Genomic DNA, 19,322 nt, shown 5'->3' with positions numbered 1-19,322 from the left:
TACGGGCGCGGCGACCGCGACCTCACCGCTGCAGCGGTGGGCCGATCAGGATCTCGCTGCCGTCGGGCCGCCAGGTGCGCCATCGGTGACCCGGTGGCGCACCGTCGTCGCGGGCGACCCGGAACCCGTGGTGGACCTTCGTGTGGTGGCGTTCGCAGAGCAACGCCGAGTTCCCGAGCGAGGTGTCGCCGCCGTTGGCCCACTCGACCAGGTGGTGGACGTCGCACCAGTGCGTGGGTGCGCCGCAGCCGGCGAACACGCAGTGCCCGTCGCGTTGCTCGACGGCCCTGCGCAGGTGCGGCGGCACCACCCGGTGGGTGCGGCCCACGTCCAAGGGGACGCCGTCCGGGCCCATCACCACCCGGGTGACCGCGCTGTCGCAGGCCACCCATCGGGCGCGAGCCGCCGACAGCGTCGCGCCGAACCCGGTCCGGGCAGCACCTGGACCGGCCGAGGGGTCGACGAGGTCCTCGACGTCGACGGTGACGAACACCTGCGGCTTCACCGTGCGCAGCGTGGGCAGGTGACCCGACGCGAGCTGGTTGTCGCACAGCTGCACGAGTGCGTCGGCGTTCTGCTGAGCCCGGGTGCGGTCGTCGCCCTTCGGCCGGTCGGCCTGCACGATCGACTCGATCGCGGCCTGCACCTTCTCCCCGCCCACCGCGTCCAGGTCGAAGCGGCCGGTCACGCTGCCGTCGGCGTGCCTGGCGATCGACAGCCGCCGGCCCTCGGTCGGGTCGGGCTCCGCGCCGTCGGGGTCCAGGGCGTCCTCGAAGGCCCGCACCGCCGTCACCAGCGTCTGGTGCGACGCCTCGACCGCCACCGCCGCCCACGCCTGGTCGAACGACGCCAGGTCGATGCCCTGCTCCTCGGCCCGCGCCCGCTCCACCGGGCCGACCGCCTGGGAAACGACGTCCACCTGCGCCGCGGTCACGTCCCCGTCCGCGAACCCGGCCGCCAGCACCGGGAAGTGCTCCAGCGCCCGACCGGATCGCACGACCCGCGACGCGTCGGCAGGCGCCACGCGCGCATGACCGATCAGCCACGACCGCATGCTCTTCAGCCCGTCATGCTCGGCAGCCTGCGTCAGCTCCCCGTGCCGGACCGTGCGCGTCAGCTCAGCGGCCACCCGGTTGCCGATCTGCACCAGCAACGCCGTCCGGTCCAGCACCTGCCCCTCGGACAACCTGTGCAGCTCCTCGACCGCCAGGGCGTCCAGAGCCGACCACAACTCGCTCACGGACACCTCCCGGACATTCGATCAGGTGTTCGAAGTCCAACGGCAATCAACGCACCGGACAAGACGAAAGCGCAGCTCAGAGCCCTGTCCACAGATGTCCGTGAGCCCTTGACGAACGGGTCAGGCCGACCCCGGGCCCGACAGCAGGCCGCGCTCGACGGCGACCATGACGGCCCGGGTGCGGTCGTCGACGCCGAGCTTGGCGAACACCCGCACCAGGTGGGTCTTCACCGTCGCCTCGCCGATGAACAGCTCGCGGCCGATCTCGGCGTTGGTCAGCCCGCGCGCCACCCCGCCGAGCACCTGCAGCTCCCGCGCGGTCGGCGCCTCCACCGACGGCGCACGCATCCGGGACATCAGCTTCGCCGCCACCGGCGGGGCCAGCACCGTCTCGCCGCGGGCCGCGGCCCGCACGGCGTCGGCCAACTGCGGCAGCGGGGTGTCCTTGAGCAGGTAGCCGGCCGCACCGGCCTCCACCGCCCGCACGATGTCGGCGTCGGTGTCGTAGGTGGTCAGCACCAGCACGCGGACGCCGGGGTGCGCGGCGGTGATCCGGCCGGTCGCCGTCACGCCGTCCATCCGGGGCATCCGCAGGTCCATCAGGACGACGTCCGGCGCGTGCTCGGCCACTGCGGCCAGCGCCTCCAACCCGTCGCCGGCCTCCGCGACGACGTCCAGGTCCGGCTGCGCGGCGAGCCAGCCGACCAGACCACCGCGCACCACCGGGTGGTCGTCGACCACCAGCACGCGGGTCACCGGACCGGCACCCGGACGGTCACCCGCGTGCCCCGGCCGGGCTCCGACGCCACGTCGACGGCGCCGCCGGCCTCCTCGGCCCGGTCGCGCAGCCCGGCCAGCCCGATGCCCGCCGACCCGGCCGGGTCGAAGCCCACGCCGTCGTCTTCCACGTGCACCGCGACGACGTCCCCGACGCGGCCGATCCGCAGCACCACCGCGCTGGCCGAGGCGTGCCGGCGGACGTTGGTCAGCGCCTCCTGGGCGCCGCGCAGCAGCACGATCTCCTGGCTGCGGCTCAGCCCCTGGTCCAGCGAGCCGAGCGCCGCGGTGTCCAGCCGGGTGGCCAGCCCCGTCTCCCGGCCGAAACGCTCGGTCAGCCGCTGCAGGGCCTCGACCAGCGTCGCGGAGTCCAGCGCCACCGGGGCGGAGGCGGCCACCATCGCCCGGGCCTCGGCGAGGTTCTCCCGGGCGACCTCCTCGATCAGCGCCACCCGCTCCGCCGCCGCCCCCGGGTCGCCCGGCAGCTGGGCCGTCGCCGTCTGGGCCAGCACGACGATGCTGGTGAAGCCCTGGGCGAGGGTGTCGTGCACCTCCCGGGCCATCCGCTCCCGCTCGGCCAGCGCCCCCTGCTGGTGGTGGGCCTCGGCCAGCTCGGCGCGGGTCGCCTCGAGCTGCTCGATCAGGTCGGCCCGCTCCTGGCTCTTCGCCAGCAGGCCGTGCACCCACAGCCCCATCGCCAGGCTGAACACCATCCCGACCAGGGTCTGCCCCGGCCCCCACAGCGGTTCGTCGCCGCGCGCCCAGGCGACGAACGGCCCGGTGGTGCTGGCGGCGGCCAGCACCACCGTCCAGACCACGCCCCCCGGCACGGTCGGGACGACGAACCACACCTGCGGGTAGGCCAGGAACATCAGGAAGAGCAGCGACGACTCGATCCACGCGACGACGCCGATCACCAGCACCAGCAGCGCGAGGTACGCCGTCGCCCGCGCGGGGTCGCGCCTGGTCAGCGCCGGGGTGCCCAGCACGACCCAGCCCACCACCAGTGCGAGCAGCGCACCGACCAGCAGCGGCCGCGGCCCGCCCTCGGCATCCACGACCGCGACCGCCCGCACCAGCGCCGTCCCGACCATCGCGGCGAACGCGACGTGCCAGACCCGGACGGCGGTCCGCCAGCCGTGCTCGGACAGCGGGGCGCTGCCGGACCCCCACGGGGGGACGGCGGCGGCCCGGGACCGGGACCTCACCCGGCGGCCCGACGCCAGCGAAAGGTCCTCGTGCACACCATGACGCCGATGATCACCCATGCGACCAGCACCAGGGCGGTCCGGCCGTGCTCCCACCCGCCGGCGACCTCGAACGCGCCGGCCTGCTCGGGCAGGAACGCCGAGCGCATCCCCTGGGTCAGCCACTTCAGCGGGAACAGCGCGGCCACCTGCTGCATCCAGCCGGGCAGCTCGGTGAACCCGAAGAAGACCCCGGAGAAGAACTGCAGCACGATCGCGAACCCCGAGATCGTCGTGGTGACCGAGGACGCGCTGCCCGGCAGCGCCGACACCGCGATCCCCAGCACCGTCCCGGCCAGCGCGCCCAGCGCGGCGACCCAGCCGAACGTCAGCCAGTGCCCGAGGTCGGCCGGCATCGGGACGTCGTAGGCGTAGCGGGCCAGCGGCAGCAACAGGGCCAGCTGCACCGCGGTGGTGACCAGCACCTGGCCGGCCTTGCCCGCGAAGTAGGCCGCGGGCGGGGTGCCCAGCAGCTGCAACCGGCCCAGCAGACCGGCCTCGCGCTCGGCGGCGATCGCCGTCCCGACGGCCTGGAAGCTGGTCAGCATGATCCCGGTGGCCGCGATCCCGGCCAGGAAGTACTGGGCGAACGGGATGCCGCCGGGGCGCTCGTCACCGCCCAGCACCGACGCGAAGACCACCATCATCACCAGCGGGTAGGCGAAGGAGAACACCACCTGCTGGCGCTCGCGGGCGAACAGCCGCAGCTCCAGGCCGACCCGGGCCAGCGCGATCCGCGCGGTCGAGGGCGGCGCCGGGCGGGCGGGCGTCAGGGTGCTGGTCATCGGGGGTCTCCTCCGGGGGTGGCGCCGACCAGGGCGAGGTAGACGTCCTCGAGTCCGGGGCGGGTGACGGTCAGGTCGGGCACCTCGCCGCACGGGTGTGCGGCGAGCAGGTCGCGCAGGACGCCGGCCGGCTGTTCGGTGCGCACCTCGCGCCAGCCGCCGGGCTCCCGCCAGCGGACGGTGGCCTCGCGGCGCAGCCCGGCGCCCAGCTCGGCCGGCGGGGCGACCTCCACCAGCCGACCCCCGGCGACGACGCCCACCCGGTCGGCGAGCTCGGCGGCCTCGTCCAGGTAGTGGGTGGTGAGCAGCACCGTCGTCCCGTCGGCACGCAGGTCGCGCACCAGCTGCCAGAACTGCCGGCGGGCGACCGGGTCCATGCCGGTGGTCGGCTCGTCGAGGAACACCAGCTCCGGCCGGTTCTGGACGCCGAGGGCCACGGCGAGCCGGCGCCGCTGGCCGCCGGAGAGGCCGGCCACCCGGGCGTCGGCCTGCCCGGTCAGGCCGACCGCGGCGAGCAGCTCGTCGACCGGCCGCGGGGTCGAGGTGTAGCGGGCGAAGTGGTCGAGGGTCTCCCGGACGCTGAGCGCCTGTCCGGCGCCCTCCCCCTGGCTGACGACCCCCAGCCGGGCCCGCCAGGTGCGGCCGGCGGTCGCCGGGTCCTCCCCCAGCACCGACACCGTCCCGGCGTCGCGGCGCCGCACGCCCTCGAGCACCTCGATGGTGGTGGTCTTGCCCGCCCCGTTCGGGCCGAGCAGCGCGAAGCACTCCCCGCGGTGCACGTCCAGGTCCAGCCCGTCCAGCACCGTCGTCCCGCCGTAGGTCTTGACCAGTCCCCGGACCGTCACGGCCGGCGCGTTGCCGGTCCGCACGGGCGGCGGGGCCACCGCTGTCGTCGTCATGCGCCGAGCCTGTCGGCGCGCGGCGCCCGGCGGGACCCCCGATCCGGGGGTCCGCCGTCCACCGGTCGATGGACACCGGTGGGCGTCACCGCCGTGTCCGAAAGCCGCCGGTCGAGGTGGCGCCGCGGTGCCATGCTCGGGTCATGACGACGGTGGAGCTGGACGCGGAGCGCTGCTACCGCGCCGTCGCCGGGCGCGACCCGCGCTTCGACGGCTGGTTCGTCACCGCGGTGCGCAGCACCGGCATCTACTGCCGACCCTCCTGCCCGGCACGCACCCCGCTGGAGCACAACGTCACCTTCCACCGCACCGCGGCCGCGGCCCAGGCGGCCGGCTTCCGCGCCTGCCGCCGGTGCCGCCCCGACGCCGTCCCGGGGTCGCCGGAGTGGGACGTGCGCGCCGACGTCGTCGCCCGGGCGATGCGGCTGGTCGCCGACGGCGAGGTCGAGCGCACCGGCGTCGGCGGGCTCGCCGCCCGGCTTGGGTACTCCGAGCGCCAGCTCAACCGGCTGCTCACCACCGAGCTCGGCGTCGGGCCGCTGGCCCTCGCCCGGGCGCAGCGGGCGCAGACCGCCCGGCTGCTGATCGAGACCACCCAACTGTCGATGGCCGACGTGGCCTTCGCCGCCGGCTTCGCCAGCATCCGGCAGTTCAACGACACGGTGCGGTCGGTCTTCGGGACGACACCGTCGGCGCTCCGCCCGGCGACCCCGCGCACCGACGGCGGCGCCCCCGGCTGGCTGACCCTGCGACTGGCCGCCCGCGCCCCCTTCGCCGCCGACGAGGTGCTGCTGTTCCTGGGCGCGCACGCGGTCCCCGGCCTGGAGGAGTGGGACGGGACGACGTTCTCCCGGGTGCTCGACCTGCCGCACGGGCCGGCCGTCGTCCGGCTCTCCCCCGGCGCCGGCGCCTCGGTCACCGCCCGGCTGCAGCTGACCGAGCTGCGCGACCTCGGCGTGGCCGTGACCCGCTGCCGGCGGCTGCTGGACCTCGACGCCGACCCGGCCGCGGTCGACGCCGTGCTCGGCGCCGACCCCGCCCTCGCCGACCTGGTCGCCGGCGCACCCGGCCGCCGGGTGCCCACCGGGGTGGACGCCGACGAGGTCGCCGTGCGCGCGGTCCTGGGCCAGCAGGTGTCCGTCGCGGGGGCCCGCACCCTCACCGCCCGGCTGCTCCCGCTGGCCGGGCAGCCGCTGCCGGAGCCGGTCGGCACGCTCACCCACGCGTTCCCCCGCGCGGCGGTGCTGGCCGGGGCGGACCTGTCCGACGTCGGGCTGACCGGTGCCCGGCGGGCGGCCGTCGGCACCCTCGCCACCGCGCTGGCCGACGGCACCGTGTCGCTGGGCCCCGGCGCCGACCGGGACGAGGCCCGCCGGTCGCTGCTGGCCCTGCGCGGGATCGGCCCGTGGACGGCGGCGCTGGTCGCCATGCGCGGGCTGGCCGACCCCGACGTCTGGCTGCCCGGCGACCTGGCGCTGCGCCGCAGCCTCGCCACGCTGGGCAGCTCCGACGCCGACGCCGCCGCCCGCTGGCAGCCGTGGCGCTCCTACGCGGTGATGCACCTGTGGGCGCTCGCCGTGCCGTCCCTCTTCACCCGTCCCGTCGATCGGAGCCCGTCGTGAGCCGCACCTCGATGAGCACAGCCCGCTACGCCACCGTGGCCACCCCGCCCGGCCCGTTCACCGTCGTCGTCACCACCGGGCCCGACGGCGAGGACGTCGTGCTGGCCAGCGGCTGGACCGACGACGTCGGCGACCTGCTGCCCGTCGTGCACCGGTCGCTGCGGCCCGACGGCCTGGAGCGGGCGGACACGTTGCCCGTGCTCGACGTGGTCACCGCCTTCGCCGACGGTGACCTCACGGCCATCGACGCGGTGCCGGTGCAGCAGCGGTCCGGGCCGTTCCTCACCGACGCGTGGGAGGTGCTGCGCACCGTGCCGCCGGGCGAGCCCGACACCTACGCCGGGTTCGCCGCCCGCTGCGGCCGCCCGGCGGCGGTGCGCGCCGCCGCCGGGGCGTGCGCGCGCAACGCCGCCGCGCTGTTCGTGCCCTGCCACCGGGTGCTGTCCTCCAGCGGCGGGCTCGGCGGCTTCCGCTGGGGGACGCCGGTCAAGCGCTGGCTGCTCGACCACGAGGCCGCGCACGCCGGCAGCTGATCCGCCGTCAGGCCAGCGGTGCGGTGAGCTCGAGGTTGATGTCGTCGGGGTCCTGCAGGGACAGGATCGCCAGCCCGGCGTCGGTCAGGTCGGTGACCTCGCCGTGCTCGACCCCGGCCTCGTCCAGCCGCGCGGCGGCGGCGACCAGCTCGTCCCGGGAGCCCACGGCCAGGCTGAGGTGGTCCAGCCCCACCCGGGTCGAGGAGAAGCGGTCACCGGCGTCGGCGACCGGGCGCAGGCCCAGCAGCTGGTCGCCGAGGTCGAAGACGCAGCCGCCGTAGTAGCGGGCCGGGTCCTCCGACACCCCCGGCTCACCCGCCTGGTCACTGGTGTCGATGGCCGGGTCGAGCCCGAGCAGGGAGCGGTAGAACCCCTTGGACCGGCCGATGTCGGTCACGGTGAGGCGGACGTGGTGGATGGCCCGGGGCTGGGCAAGCGGCTCGGTCATGCACGCACTGTCGGCCACGCGGACGGCGCGCGCTCACCGGAACTGTCGGCGGGCTGTTGCACCCTGGTCGCCATGGACGCCGCCTCGCTGCTGCTCGGGCTCCTCGTCGGCGCACTGCTGGGCGTGGCGATCACCCTCGGCGTGGTCGCGCTGCGCGGCCGGCAGCCCGCGGCGCCCGACGCCCTGGAGCCGGTGCACGAGTCGCTGGACCACCTGCACCGGGTGCTCGCCGGCATCGAGCGCGACCGGGCCACCGCGCACGGCGAGCTGCGCGAGCAGGTCGGCACCATCGGCCAGACCTCCGCGCTGCTGCGCCAGGAGACCGCCGCGCTGGTCACGGCACTCCGCACCCCGCACGTGCGCGGCCGCTGGGGTGAGCTGCAGCTGCGCCGGGTGGTGGAGGTCGCCGGGCTGCTGGAGCACTGCGACTTCGTCGAGCAGCCCGGCGGCACCACCCCCGACGGCACCCGGGTGCGGCCGGACCTGGTGGTCACCCTCGCCGACGGCCGCCAGGTGATCGTCGACGCCAAGGTGCCCTTCACCGGCTACATCGAGGCGGTGCAGGCCACCGATCAGGGCGTGCGCGCCCAGCGGGTCGCCGACCACGCCCGGCAGCTGCGCGCCCACGTCGACGAGCTCGCCGCCCGGCAGTACCCCAGCGCGTTCGGTTCCTCAGCGCCCTTCACCGTGCTCTTCGTCCCCTCCGACGGGTTCCTCACCACCGCGCTGGAGGCCGAGCCCGGGCTGCTGGAGCACGGCTTCGCCCGCGACGTCATCATCGCCACCCCCAGCACGCTGCTGGCGCTGCTGCGCACCGTCGCCTACTCGTGGCGGCAGGAGCGGCTGGCGCAGGACGCGGCCGCGGTGCTCGAGGTCGGCCGCACGGTGCACGCCCGGCTGACCACCCTCTCCGGCCACCTGACCCGGCTGGGTTCCGCGCTGGGCGCCACGCTCACCCGCTACAACGAGACCCTCGGCTCCTACGAGCGGTCGGTGCTGGTGGCGACCCGGCGCTTCGACGACCTCGGCGTCGCGGGCAGCCCGGTGCCCACCCCCACCCCGGTCGAGGGGTCCGTGCGCGTGCTCCGCTCGGCGGCCGACGGCGGCACCGACCCCGACACCGGGTCCGACGCCGGTGCCCGGCCGACCGGGGAGCTCCCCCTGCCGGGCCTGTCGGCGCCGGGGCTGCCGGTGCACGCCACCTCCGGCCCGCTGCCGCCGGTCTCCGCCCCGCTCGCCGGCCGGGCGGTCCCGGTCACCGAGCTGCCCGCCGTCCCGGCGCCCGCGCGGCACGTCCCGAGCTGGAGCGGCCTCCCCGACTGACCCCCGTCGGCCGCACCTCGGTGTGACCTGGACCTCCGCCGACGTCGGCCGATCCGACCGCACGGGGTCCGTGGGGCAGGTGGGACACGGTTCTGCACATCCCCACACCGGCACCGGCCGACATGGGCGAGATCTGACCCGCCGCGCGGCCGAGGTGCAGCGTCTACTCAGGGAGGGCCGATACCGTGGCCCGACCCGGTGGTGCGCTGTGGTGCTCCGCCGTCGAGGAGGAGGTGCACCATCGCTCCGGTCACTGTCAGTGCCAGGCGGGAGGACGCCGTGCGTGCAGAACGCAGCGAGGCCGGTCAGGTCTCGGGGCGCGGCTACCCGTCGCCCCGTGCCGGGGGCAGCGCCCAGCGCAGCGGGGGCGACTCCCCGCGCAACGCCGGTGGCCCGCCGCCGCGTGACCGCGGTCCCCGCGCACCGCAGGGCCGCCCCTCCGTGCCCGTCGACCCCCGCCGCGGCGGCCACCCCGGTGAGCAGCGCCGCTCGTCGGCTCCCCCGCCGGCGGCCCGCGACGGACGGCGCACCGGCGCCTCGGCCACCGTCCGACGCGTCGAGCCCGCCCCGGGTCCCCGGGTGCACGGCGCCCTGGCCGTCCTCGGCGTCTTCCTGGTCACCCTGGTCGCCGCCGGGATCGACTCGTTCCTCAGCTCCGGTCTCGGCCTGGTCACCGTCGTCGCGCTGACCGCGAGCACCGCGGTCGCCGCGCTGGTCACCCGCCGCCGTGACCTGCTGACCGTCGTGGTCGCCCCGCCGCTGGTCTACGTCGCGGTGGCGGTCGTGAACGTCGCGCTGGCCCCCGCGGCCACGCTGAGCCTGCCGTCGCTGGCGACCCTGCTCGTCCGCGGCTTCCCCGCGATGGGCGTGGCCACCGGCGCCGCCGTCGTCCTCGGCCTGTTCCGGCTCGTCGCCCGCCGCTGACCCCCGCACGCAGGAAGGGCCGGCACCCCGTGGGGTGCCGGCCCTTCCTGCGTCCCGGCCCCCGTGCGGGGGCGGGGGCTCAGGCCTTCTCGTCGACCGCCAGCGTGGCGCGGCGGGTCTTCAGCTCGTGCGGGAGGGCGAACACGAGCCGCTCCTCGGCCGCCTTCACCGTCTCGACGTCCGGGAAGCCGCGGGCAGCCAGCCAGTCCAGCACCTCGCTGACCAGGATCTCCGGCACCGAGGCGCCGCTGCTCAGGCCCACGGTCTGCACGCCCTCGAGCCAGGCCTCGTCGATCTCAGAGGCGAAGTCGACCAGGTACGAGGAGCGGGCACCGGCCTCCAGCGCCACCTCGACCAGCCGCACCGAGTTCGAGGAGTTCGTCGAGCCGACCACCAGCACCAGGTCGCACTCGCCGGCCATCTGCTTCACGGCCTGCTGGCGGTTCTGCGTGGCGTAGCAGATGTCGTCGCTCGGCGGGCTCTGCAGACCGGGGAACCGGGCCTTGAGCGAGTCGACCTTCGACAGCGTCTCGTCGACCGACAGCGTGGTCTGGGACAGCCACACGACCTTCTCCGGGTCACGCACCTGCACGTTGGCGATGTCCTCGGCGTCGTCCACGAGCTGGGTGTGGGCCGGGGCCTCGCCCATCGTGCCCTCGACCTCCTCGTGCCCGCGGTGGCCGATCAGCAGGATGTCGTAGTCGTCCTTGGCGAACCGCTTGGCCTCCATGTGCACCTTGGTGACCAGCGGGCAGGTCGCGTCGATCGTGGTCAGCGAGCGCTCGCGCGCCTGCTCCTTGACCGCCGGGGAGACCCCGTGCGCGCTGAAGACGACGACCGCGCCCTCGGGGACCTGGTCGGTCTCGTCGACGAACACCGCGCCGCGGCGCTCGAGCGTGGCCACCACGTGCTTGTTGTGGACGATCTGCTTGCGGACGTAGACCGGCGCCCCGTGGATCTCCAGCGCCTTCTCGACCGCGATCACCGCCCGGTCGACGCCGGCGCAGTAGCCCCGGGGGTCGGCCAGCAGGACGCGTCCGCGCGGTTCAGCCATGCCCCCATGCTAGTTGCGTCCGCGGCCCCGCGACGGCCCGTACGAGTGGTGGGCGTCTCGTCGTGCTGCCGCAGAAGCCCAGGTGGGGCACGCTGGGGGCATGGCTCGAGAGATCCCCGAGGCGGTCCGCGCTGCCGCCGGACTGGCCGCCACCGTCCTGGACGAGGCCCGCAAGCTGCCCGAGACCCTCCCCGGGCTGCCGGTGCGGCTCATCGGGCTGGCCCTGCAGTCCTCGCTGAGACTGCAGCAGCAGTACTCCGGCCTGGTCGCCCGGGGCGACGAACTGCTCGACGGCCTCGTCGGCGGGGTCGGCGGTGGCATGGCCACCTTCGACGACGACGACGAGGACGACGACCTCCCGGCGCCGACCGCCGGGTCGGGCGGGCTGCGCACCTCGCCCTTCGACCTGGTCGAGGAGGACCCGGAGGAGGCCGCCGAGCTCGACGCCGAGGAACTGGCCGACGCCGACCTCGTCGACGAGCAGCTGGTGGCCGAGGAGCTCGCCGACGAGCTGGCCGACGCCGACCCCGAGGAGGTCTCCTTCGACGACCCGCCCGCGGAGGTCTCCGCCGAGGCGCTCATCGAGGCCATCGCCGAGGACGACGCCGAGCTCTCCCCCGCCGAGGTCGCCGCGCTCCCCGCCGACCCCGAGGCCGACGCGATCACCGCCGCCGTCGACGAGCTGGCCGCGGAGGTGGCCGACGAGGTCGCCGCCGAGGTGCCCGACACCGTGCCGGACGAGGTCCTCGAGGACCTGACCGCCGACGCCGTCACCGACCTGGCCGAGGACGAGCAGTCGATCGGTGCGGCGGTCGCCGACGAGTTGGTCGCCGACGCCGCCGTCGGCGACACCCCGCCGGAGGACGCGCCCACGCTGTTCGACGGCTCCGCCGCGACCCCCGCCGCGGCGGACGCGGACGGCACCGTGGCCGACGAGACCGTGACCGACGAGACCGTGGCCGGTGTGCCTGCGCTGGACCCGGCCGCCGGTGACGTCCCCGCCGTCCCGGCGGTGGACTCCGCACCGGCCGACGCCGCGTCCGACACGGCGTCCACCGGCGACGTCCTCACCACCGCCGACGGCGCGGACGAGGCCGTCGAGCAGCCGGCCGACGAGGCGGCACCGGACGAGCCGGCGCCGGCCAGCCCGGTCGAGGGCTATGACACCTTCAGCATCCCGGCGCTGCGCGGGCACCTGCGGGCCTACCCGGCCGAGACGGTGGCCGACCTGCTCGACTACGAGCGGGCCACCCAGGCCCGCGCGCCGTACGTGACGCTGCTGCAGAACCGCCTGGAGAAGCTCAGCGCCGACCGGGGCTGACCTCCCCGGACGACGGACCGACCGCACCCACCTGCGGTCGGCCCGTCCGGCCTGCTGCCAGGATCGGGCACCGTCCGGTCAGACGACGCCGGCCACCGAGCAGGAGGCACCAGTGACCGACGGCAGGGACTCCTCCGCCGCGCCCGCTCCCCGGCGACGACGCCCCCGGCTGTGGCTGCTGCTCGGCCTGCTGGTCGTGGCGCTCGTGGCCGGCACCGTCCTGGTGGTCGAGCAGGTGCGCTCACCCCCGGCCACCCCGGCACCCGCCGCCCAGCCCGTGACGGCCCCGACCTCCCCGTCGGCGGCACCGACGCCCACCCCGTCCGCGACGCCGACGCCCACGCCGTCCAGCAGCGCACCGGTGGAGCCGGCCTTCGACCGGTCCCGGTTCTCCCTCGACGACCCGGCCAGCCCCTGGGTCGTGGTCAACAAGGCCCGCCCGGTCTCCCCGGTCGACCACGCCCCCGCCGACCTGGTGCCCGTCGGCGGCGGGTACGAGCTGCGCGCCGAGGCCGCGGGGGCCATGCAGGCGATGCTCGCCGGTGCCGCCGCGGAGGGGCTGACGATCACGGTGCAGAGCGCCTACCGCTCCTACGACTACCAGGTGGGCGTCTTCCGGGCCCAGGTCGCGCGCTTCGGGGAGGCGCAGGCCGAGATCCAGGTCGCCCGCCCCGGCCACAGCGAGCACCAGACGGGTCTCGCGGCCGACGTCGGGGGCGGCGGCTGCGACATCGACCGGTGCTTCGGCGCCATAGACGAGGGCCGCTGGGTGGCCGCCCACGCCGCCGAGTACGGCTGGGTCGTCCGCTACCCGGAGGGGAAGACCGAGGTCACCGGCTTCCGGTACGAGCCGTGGCACGTGCGGTACGTGGGGGTCGAGCTGGCCACCGAGCTGCAGCGCACCGGCACCGCGACCCTGGAGGAGTTCTTCGGTCTCCCCGCCGCCCCCGACTACCCCGGCTGACGGCCGACCCCGGCAGTGGCAGGCTCGGGGCGTGACGAGTCCCTCCTCCCCGGAGCAGCCGTGGCCGGTGCGCACGGTGTCCCGCAAGGTGGCCGAGTGGATCGGCCGGCTCGGTGAGGTCTGGGTCGAGGGGCAGGTCGCCCAGCTGTCCCGGCGCGGCAACGCCGCCACCGTCTTCCTCACCCTGCGCGACCCGGCCGCCGACCTGTCCATCCCGGTCACCTGCCCGCGGGACGTCGCCGACCGGCCCGGGCTGGAGCTGACCGAGGGCGCCCGGGTGGTGGTGCGGGCCCGCCCCGACTACTACGTGGCCCGCGGCTCGTTCTCCCTGCGCGCCACCGAGATCCGCGCCGTCGGGCTCGGCGAGCTGCTCGCCCGGATCGAGCGGATCCGCCGGCTGCTGGCCGCCGAGGGGCTCTTCGACGCCGCCCGCAAGCGCCCGCTGCCCTTCGCCCCCGCCGTGATCGGGGTGATCACCGGCCGGGAGAGCGCCGCCGAGCGCGACGTGCTGGTCACCGCCCGCCGCCGCTGGCCCGCCGTCCGGTTCACCGTGCACAACTGCGCCACCCAGGGCCCGACCGCCGCCGAGTCGGTGATCGCCGGCCTGCGCAAGCTGGACGCCGACCCGGCCGTGGAGGTGATCGTGATCGCCCGCGGCGGCGGCTCGGTCGAGGACCTGCTGCCCTTCTCCGACGAGGGCCTGGTGCGCGCGATCGCCGCGACCCGCACCCCGGTGGTCACCGCCGTCGGGCACGAGACCGACACGACCCTGGTCGACCACGTCGCCGACGTCCGGGCGGCCACCCCGACCGACGCCGCGCACCGGGTGGTCCCCGAGATCGGCGAGCAGCGGCGGCTGGTCGAGGGGCTGCGCGCCCGCGCCCGGCACCTGCTGGGCAGCCGGCTGGACCAGCAGGAGCGCTGGCTGGAGCAGGTGCGCAGCCGCCCGGTGCTCGCCGAGCCGCAGCGCCTGCTGGCCGGCCGGGCCGACGACGTCGCCGGCCTGCGCACCCGGGCGACCCGGACGCTGACCCACCGCATCGAGGTCGCCGACCGCGACCTGGTGCACGCCCGGGCGCAGGTGACCGCGCTGTCGCCGGCCGCCACCCTCGAGCGCGGCTACGCGGTGGTGCAGCGGGCGGACGGCGCCCTGGTCCGCGACCCCGCCGGGGTGGGCGACGACGAGCGGCTGCAGGTGCGCGTCGCCGGCGGGCGGCTGCCGGTGCGCGTCGACCGGGCGGCCACCGGGGAGGATGGGACACCGTGAGCACCCCCGAGCCCGCGTCCGCCGAGCCGACCCAGACCTACGAGCAGGCCCGCGAGGAGCTCGCCGACGTGGTGCGCCGGCTGGAGACCGGCGGGCTGACCCTCGAGGAGTCGCTGGCGCTGTGGGAGCGCGGTGAGCAGCTGGCCGAGGTGTGCCAGCACTGGCTGGACCGCGCCCGCGAGCGCCTGGCCGCGGCCACCCCCGCCGAGGACTGAGGCCTCAGGGCGCGTAGGGCTCCAGCGAGCCGGCGAGGGTGGTCAGCTCCGCGTCCCCGGCCGAGCCGGTGACCAGCAGCGTCGCGCCCTCGTCGTCCCGGGTCAGGGCGGTCTCGCCGCGCTCGGTGGTGCGCCGCTGCCAGGTCTCCCCGTCGATCTCCGCGGTGCCGGCGTCGGTGGCCCCGGCGAGGACGTCGTCCAGGGCGGGGTCCCGCGGGTCGTCGCTGACCACGTAGGAGGCGTACTCCTCCTCGGGCGTGAACCAGCCGATCTGCAGGGTCACCGGGTCACCGGTCGAGGCCGACCCGGCGTTGGTGCGCACGCTCGTGGGCCGCCACGCGTCGGGCAGCCCGCGCGGCACCTGCAGCGGGTAGCCGGCCAGCTCGGCGGCCGCGCGCTCGGAACTGGTCGGGTCGACCTCGCGGACCGGGTCGCTGGCGTTCTGCCGCAGCGTCGGGAAGACCACCAGGACCAGGCAGATCAAGATCAGGGGCAGCAGCGAGCGCACCATGTTGGCCGCAGTGAAGCGCTGCATCCGCTTGATCGAGGCCGACGTGGCCTGGACCGCCTGCTCGGGCGTCGCCGGCTCAGCGGCGGCCGTCGCGCCGGAGGGGCGGGTGGGGACCTGCTCGCCGGGGTGCTGGGCGGGCCGGCCGGGATCGGTCATGCCCCTAGGATCGCAGCACCGCTCCCCCCGGCGCCGACAGCGTCGCCGGGCAGCCTCCCGGAGGTCTCGTGTCCCTGCCGCTCCCCGATGGCCCGCTGCCCGCACCGTCCGACTACCGGGGGCCGGCCGACCGGCCGCCACCGGACCGCAACCTCGCCATGGAGCTGGTCCGGGTCACCGAGGCCGGGGCGATGGCCGCCGGCCGATGGGTCGGCCGCGGCGACAAGAACGGCGGGGACGGCGCCGCCGTCGACGCGATGCGCGCGATGATCGGCACCGTCCGCATGCACGGCGTGGTGGTCATCGGCGAGGGCGAGAAGGACGAGGCGCCGATGCTCTACAACGGCGAGGAGGTCGGCGACGGGCAGGGCGGCTCCTTCGACGTCGCCGTCGACCCCGTCGACGGCACCACGCTGATGGCCAAGGGCATGCCCAACGCGATCTCGGTGCTGGCCGTGGCCTACCGCGGCTCGATGTACGACCCGTCGGCCGTCTTCTACATGGACAAGATCGCCACCGGTCCGGCCGCCGCCGACGTCGTCGACATCACCGTGCCGGTCGCGGAGAACGTCCGGCGGGTCGCCAAGGCCAAGGGGGTCGCCCCCCGTGACGTCACCGTCTGCATCCTCGACCGGCCGCGGCACGAGCAGCTGGTCCAGGAGGTGCGCGACGCCGGCGCCCGGATCACCTTCATCTCCGACGGGGACGTCGCCGGTGCGATCGCCGCGGCCCGGGAGGGCACCGGCATCGACCTGCTGATGGGCGTCGGCGGCACCCCGGAGGGGATCATCGCCGCCTGCGCGCTCAAGTGCCTGGGCGGCGCCCTGCAGGGCCGGCTCCGGCCGCGGGACGACGCCGAGCGGCAGAAGGCGCTGGACGCCGGCCACGACCTCGACCGGGTGCTGCACATCGACGACCTGGTCACCGGCGACGTCTACTTCGTCGCCACCGGGATCACCGACGGCGAGCTCCTGCGCGGCGTGCGGTACCGCGCCGACGGGTGCACGACGCAGTCGCTGGTGATGCGCTCGCGGTCGGGCACGATCCGCTCGATCGAGAGCCTGCACTCGCTGGAGAAGCTCGAGCAGTACGCCGCCGTCCCCTTCGGCTCGGGGAGCTGAGCCCTCCGCCGTCCCGGCCCCCCGCTGCTCAGGGCAGCGGCGGCGAGTCGGGGCGGCGGGCGGCCAGCCGGTCCAGCAGTGCCCGCCAGCGGCCGGGCGACTCCCGCGCGTCGGTCCCGTCGGCGCCGCCCGCGTCGTCCGTCATGGGCCGGTCCTGCCCGACCACCAGGCCCGGCGGGGCAGCTCAGGAGTCGTAGAAGACGTCGGCGCAGGAGGTGTCCTCCCCCGCCGTCCGGCGGCCGGCGCAGGTGTCGCCGTACGCCTCGTAGTCCGAGCCGGGGAAGGACTCCTGGTACAGGTCGTCGCAGGGGTTCATCTGCCCGTCGGAGCACTGCTGCGCCAGCCGGTCCAGGTCCGCGTCCGCGCCCAGCCCGGTGGGCGGGAGGGTGGCCGCCGGGGCCGGCACGGGCACGGGCGGGAGGGAGAGCGGCCCCGGGCCCGAGGCCGGGCGTACGACGAGGAGGACGGTCAGCACGAGGACGACCGTGGCCAGGGCGGCGACCAGGCCCCAGAGCAGGCCGGTGCGGTTCGGCGGTGGGGCGGGGTACGGCGGCCACGACTGGGGTGGCCCGTACTGCGGTGCGTACTGCGGCGGCCCCCAGGCCGGCGGGCCGTACGGGGGCTGGCCGTACGGGGGCTGCTCCCCCGGGTTGCCCGGCTCCCCGGCGTGCTGGGGTGCGGCCGGTGGCTGCGACATGGTGGGTCCTCCGCCGGTCAGTCGAGCTCGGTGCAGGCGTAGACCGAGCCGAGCTTGACCCGGCCGCCGCACGTCCCGCCGTACTGTTCGTACTGCGACAGCGGCGGCGACTCGACGAACAGGTCGTCGCAGTCCTGCAGGTCGCCGCCGAAGCAGCCCTGCGCATAGGCGTCGAGCACCGGGTCCGGCCCCAGCGCGCCCGGCTCGACCGCGGGGAACTGCTCGGGCTCGGGCATCGCGTAGGGGTCGACCGCCCCCTCCTCGTCGTACTCGTACTCGTACACGCCGATGTCGTCGTACATGCCCGAGGCGATGCCCTCACCGGCCACGGCACCGGCCTCCACGACCATCTCGCGGGCGCCCGCCAGCAGGAGGACGACGCCGACCAGAGCGGCCACCAGCGCACCGGCGGCCGCCCCCGCGAGCACGAGCACCACAGCCCGCCCGCGTCCGGGCACCGGCTCGGCGGCCGCCGCCGCGGGCGCCCACCCACCGGACGGCGTCCAGGCGGAGGACGGCGTCCACGCGGGCGACTGCGTCCAGGCGCCGGCCGGCGGCTGGACGTACGGGGACCCGCCGCCGTCGGGCGGGGGCTGCGTGGAACCGGACACGGTCACTCCTGGGATCGGGGTCGCGCGGAGCGTAGGTCCGCCGGGGCGCCCCGCGGCCTCCCCGGGCCGACGGGGCCGGGCCGCGTCATCCCCTCGAGGGATCTAGGGTCGCTCCCGCAGCACCATCACCATCGACACCACACCGGGAGCGCAGCGTGGCCACCGAGACCGCCGGCGGGGACTACCGCATCGAGCACGACTCCATGGGCGAGGTCCGCGTGCCCGCCTGGGCGAAGTGGCGGGCCCAGACCCAGCGGGCCGTGGAGAACTTCCCCATCTCCGGCACGCCCATCGAACGCGAGCTGATCGCCGCGCTGGCCGCGATCAAGGGCGCGGCCGCCGGCGTCAACGCCTCGCTGGGCGTCCTGCCCGGCGACGTCGCCGAGGCGGTCTCCACCGCCGCCGCCGCGGTGGCCCGCGGCGACTGGGACGACCACTTCCCCATCGACGTCTTCCAGACCGGCTCGGGCACCTCGAGCAACATGAACACCAACGAGGTCATCGCCACCCTGGCCACCGAGGCCCTGGGGTCGCCGGTGCACCCCAACGACCACGTCAACGCCTCGCAGTCGTCCAACGACGTGTTCCCCTCGGCGATCCACGTGGCCGCCACGGGCGCGATCGTCCGCGACCTGGTGCCGGCGCTGGAGCACCTGGCGGCGTCGCTGGAGCGCAAGGCCGAGGAGTTCGCGACCGTCGTCAAGAGCGGCCGCACGCACCTGATGGACGCCACCCCGGTCACGCTGGGCCAGGAGTTCGGCGGCTACGCGGCGGCCGTCCGCTACGGCATCGAGCGGCTGCACGCCTCGCTCCCCCGGATCGGCGAGCTGCCGCTGGGCGGCACGGCCGTGGGCACCGGCATCAACACCCCGCCCGGCTTCGCCGCCGCCATCATCGAGCGGCTGGCCGCCGACCAGGGCCTCCCGCTGACCGAGGCGCGCAACCACTTCGAGGCGCAGAGCTCCCGCGACGCCCTGGTCGAGGGCTCCGGCCAGCTCAAGACGATCGCCGTCGGGCTGATCAAGATCGTCAACGACCTGCGCTGGATGGGCTCGGGCCCGCGCACCGGTCTGGGCGAGATCGCCCTGCCCGACCTGCAGCCGGGCAGCTCGATCATGCCGGGCAAGGTCAACCCGGTGATCCCCGAGGCCGTCATCCAGGTGGGCGCCCAGGTCATCGGCAACGACGCCGCGATCACCTACGCCGGCACCACGGGCGTCTTCGAGCTCAACGTGACGCTGCCGCTGATGGCCCGCAACCTGCTGGAGTCGATCCGGCTGCTGGCCAACGTCAGCCGGATCCTGGCCGACCGCTGCGTGGACGGCATCGTCGCCGACGTGGAGCAGTGCCGCGTCTACGCCGAGTCCTCCCCCTCGATCGTCACGCCGCTGAACAAGTACATCGGCTACGAGGAGGCTGCGATCGTGGCCAAGCAGTCGCTCAAGGAGCAGAAGACGATCCGCGAGGTCGTGGTGGAGCGGGGCTACGTCGAGGCCGGCAAGCTCACCGAAGAACAGCTGGACGCCGCGCTCGACGTGCTGTCGATGACCCACCCGTAACGCCTCGCGAGCACCCGTCCAGGCCGTCCCACGAGCCCCAGCCGCCCT

General features: G+C 75.7%; 20 protein-coding genes. 10 read left to right on the top strand and 10 right to left on the bottom strand.

What is annotated here, in order from left to right:
* Positions 1-22 precede the first annotated feature (22 nt).
* The 5 genes from O2W14_RS15910 to O2W14_RS15890 all read right to left on the bottom strand — a co-directional run bounded on the left by O2W14_RS15910 (position 23) and on the right by O2W14_RS15890 (position 4,948).
* Positions 23-1,240 carry an HNH endonuclease signature motif containing protein gene (locus O2W14_RS15910; RefSeq protein ID WP_269177086.1) on the bottom strand — a complete coding sequence of 406 codons (1,218 nt, stop codon included), beginning with the start codon at positions 1,238-1,240 and terminating at the stop codon, positions 23-25.
* A gap of 120 nt (positions 1,241-1,360) precedes the next feature.
* Positions 1,361-1,996 (bottom strand): response regulator transcription factor, encoded by a 636-nt coding sequence (locus O2W14_RS15905; protein WP_269177085.1) that lies wholly within the window; start codon positions 1,994-1,996, stop codon positions 1,361-1,363.
* Positions 1,993-3,225, bottom strand: a complete 1,233-nt coding sequence (locus O2W14_RS15900) for a sensor histidine kinase (RefSeq protein WP_269177084.1) — start codon at positions 3,223-3,225, stop codon at positions 1,993-1,995. The genes O2W14_RS15905 and O2W14_RS15900 overlap by 4 nt, the downstream gene beginning before the upstream one ends.
* Positions 3,222-4,049: an ABC transporter permease gene (locus O2W14_RS15895; RefSeq protein ID WP_269177083.1), complete on the bottom strand. Its 828-nt coding sequence runs from the start codon at positions 4,047-4,049 to the stop codon at positions 3,222-3,224. Before O2W14_RS15895 ends, O2W14_RS15900 begins: the two co-directional genes overlap by 4 nt.
* A complete protein-coding gene (locus O2W14_RS15890; RefSeq protein ID WP_269177082.1) occupies positions 4,046-4,948 on the bottom strand; it encodes an ABC transporter ATP-binding protein in 903 nt (300 codons plus the stop codon). Before O2W14_RS15890 ends, O2W14_RS15895 begins: the two co-directional genes overlap by 4 nt.
* Positions 4,949-5,091: 143 nt before the next feature.
* On the opposite strand from O2W14_RS15890, the gene O2W14_RS15885 reads away from it, so the two are divergent.
* Both O2W14_RS15885 and O2W14_RS15880 read left to right on the top strand, forming a co-directional pair.
* Positions 5,092-6,570 carry an AlkA N-terminal domain-containing protein gene (locus tag O2W14_RS15885; protein WP_269177081.1) on the top strand — a complete coding sequence of 493 codons (1,479 nt, stop codon included), beginning with the start codon at positions 5,092-5,094 and terminating at the stop codon, positions 6,568-6,570.
* Between the two features lie 11 nt (positions 6,571-6,581).
* Positions 6,582-7,103 (top strand): methylated-DNA--[protein]-cysteine S-methyltransferase, encoded by a 522-nt coding sequence (locus tag O2W14_RS15880; RefSeq protein WP_269177080.1) that lies wholly within the window; start codon positions 6,582-6,584, stop codon positions 7,101-7,103.
* A gap of 7 nt (positions 7,104-7,110) precedes the next feature.
* Here O2W14_RS15880 and O2W14_RS15875 read toward each other — a convergent pair whose 3' ends face one another.
* Positions 7,111-7,551, bottom strand: a complete 441-nt coding sequence (locus O2W14_RS15875) for a VOC family protein (protein WP_269177079.1) — start codon at positions 7,549-7,551, stop codon at positions 7,111-7,113.
* 72 nt (positions 7,552-7,623) lie between these two features.
* On the opposite strand from O2W14_RS15875, the gene O2W14_RS15870 reads away from it, so the two are divergent.
* Positions 7,624-8,874: a DNA recombination protein RmuC gene (locus O2W14_RS15870; RefSeq protein ID WP_269177078.1), complete on the top strand. Its 1,251-nt coding sequence runs from the start codon at positions 7,624-7,626 to the stop codon at positions 8,872-8,874.
* A gap of 279 nt (positions 8,875-9,153) precedes the next feature.
* Positions 9,154-9,798: a DUF6542 domain-containing protein gene (locus tag O2W14_RS15865; protein WP_269177077.1), complete on the top strand. Its 645-nt coding sequence runs from the start codon at positions 9,154-9,156 to the stop codon at positions 9,796-9,798.
* A gap of 79 nt (positions 9,799-9,877) precedes the next feature.
* On the opposite strand, the gene O2W14_RS15860 is transcribed toward O2W14_RS15865, so the two are convergent.
* Positions 9,878-10,852 carry a 4-hydroxy-3-methylbut-2-enyl diphosphate reductase gene (locus O2W14_RS15860; RefSeq protein WP_269177076.1) on the bottom strand — a complete coding sequence of 325 codons (975 nt, stop codon included), beginning with the start codon at positions 10,850-10,852 and terminating at the stop codon, positions 9,878-9,880.
* Between the two features lie 100 nt (positions 10,853-10,952).
* Here O2W14_RS15860 and O2W14_RS15855 point away from each other — a divergent pair, with 100 nt between their 5' ends.
* The 4 genes from O2W14_RS15855 to O2W14_RS15840 all read left to right on the top strand — a co-directional run bounded on the left by O2W14_RS15855 (position 10,953) and on the right by O2W14_RS15840 (position 14,619).
* Positions 10,953-12,173 carry a hypothetical protein gene (locus tag O2W14_RS15855; protein ID WP_269177075.1) on the top strand — a complete coding sequence of 407 codons (1,221 nt, stop codon included), beginning with the start codon at positions 10,953-10,955 and terminating at the stop codon, positions 12,171-12,173.
* A 112-nt stretch (positions 12,174-12,285) separates the two neighbouring features.
* Positions 12,286-13,137 (top strand): M15 family metallopeptidase, encoded by an 852-nt coding sequence (locus tag O2W14_RS15850; protein ID WP_269177074.1) that lies wholly within the window; start codon positions 12,286-12,288, stop codon positions 13,135-13,137.
* Positions 13,138-13,168: 31 nt separating this feature from the next.
* Positions 13,169-14,404: an exodeoxyribonuclease VII large subunit gene (gene xseA, locus O2W14_RS15845; protein ID WP_269177073.1), complete on the top strand. Its 1,236-nt coding sequence runs from the start codon at positions 13,169-13,171 to the stop codon at positions 14,402-14,404.
* The gene (locus tag O2W14_RS15840; protein WP_269177072.1) at positions 14,401-14,619 is read left to right on the top strand and encodes an exodeoxyribonuclease VII small subunit; all 219 of its coding nucleotides are present in this window, start codon (positions 14,401-14,403) and stop codon (positions 14,617-14,619) included. The genes xseA and O2W14_RS15840 overlap by 4 nt, the downstream gene beginning before the upstream one ends.
* Before the next feature lie 4 nt (positions 14,620-14,623).
* On the opposite strand, the gene O2W14_RS15835 is transcribed toward O2W14_RS15840, so the two are convergent.
* Positions 14,624-15,286, bottom strand: coding sequence for a DUF4245 domain-containing protein (locus O2W14_RS15835; RefSeq protein WP_269177071.1), 663 nt, complete (start codon positions 15,284-15,286; stop codon positions 14,624-14,626).
* A 68-nt stretch (positions 15,287-15,354) separates the two neighbouring features.
* Between O2W14_RS15835 and glpX the strand changes: the two genes are divergently transcribed.
* Complete coding sequence (glpX, locus tag O2W14_RS15830; protein ID WP_163611503.1) at positions 15,355-16,407, top strand: class II fructose-bisphosphatase; 1,053 nt, start codon at positions 15,355-15,357, stop codon at positions 16,405-16,407.
* Between the two features lie 184 nt (positions 16,408-16,591).
* Here the strand turns inward: glpX and O2W14_RS15825 are convergent, their stop codons facing one another.
* Both O2W14_RS15825 and O2W14_RS15820 read right to left on the bottom strand, forming a co-directional pair.
* A complete protein-coding gene (locus O2W14_RS15825) occupies positions 16,592-17,104 on the bottom strand; it encodes a hypothetical protein (RefSeq protein WP_269177070.1) in 513 nt (170 codons plus the stop codon).
* Between the two features lie 17 nt (positions 17,105-17,121).
* Positions 17,122-17,715 carry a hypothetical protein gene (locus O2W14_RS15820; protein WP_269177069.1) on the bottom strand — a complete coding sequence of 198 codons (594 nt, stop codon included), beginning with the start codon at positions 17,713-17,715 and terminating at the stop codon, positions 17,122-17,124.
* A 155-nt stretch (positions 17,716-17,870) separates the two neighbouring features.
* On the opposite strand from O2W14_RS15820, the gene O2W14_RS15815 reads away from it, so the two are divergent.
* Positions 17,871-19,274, top strand: a complete 1,404-nt coding sequence (locus tag O2W14_RS15815) for a class II fumarate hydratase (protein WP_269177068.1) — start codon at positions 17,871-17,873, stop codon at positions 19,272-19,274.
* Positions 19,275-19,322: the final 48 nt, after the last annotated feature.

The sequence above is a fragment of the Modestobacter sp. VKM Ac-2986 genome, from assembly GCF_026967795.1.
Taxonomy (GTDB): Bacteria; Actinomycetota; Actinomycetes; order Mycobacteriales; family Geodermatophilaceae; genus Modestobacter.
The sequence above is the reverse complement of the archived record's forward strand: the minus strand, read 5'-3'. Positions and strand labels throughout refer to the sequence as shown.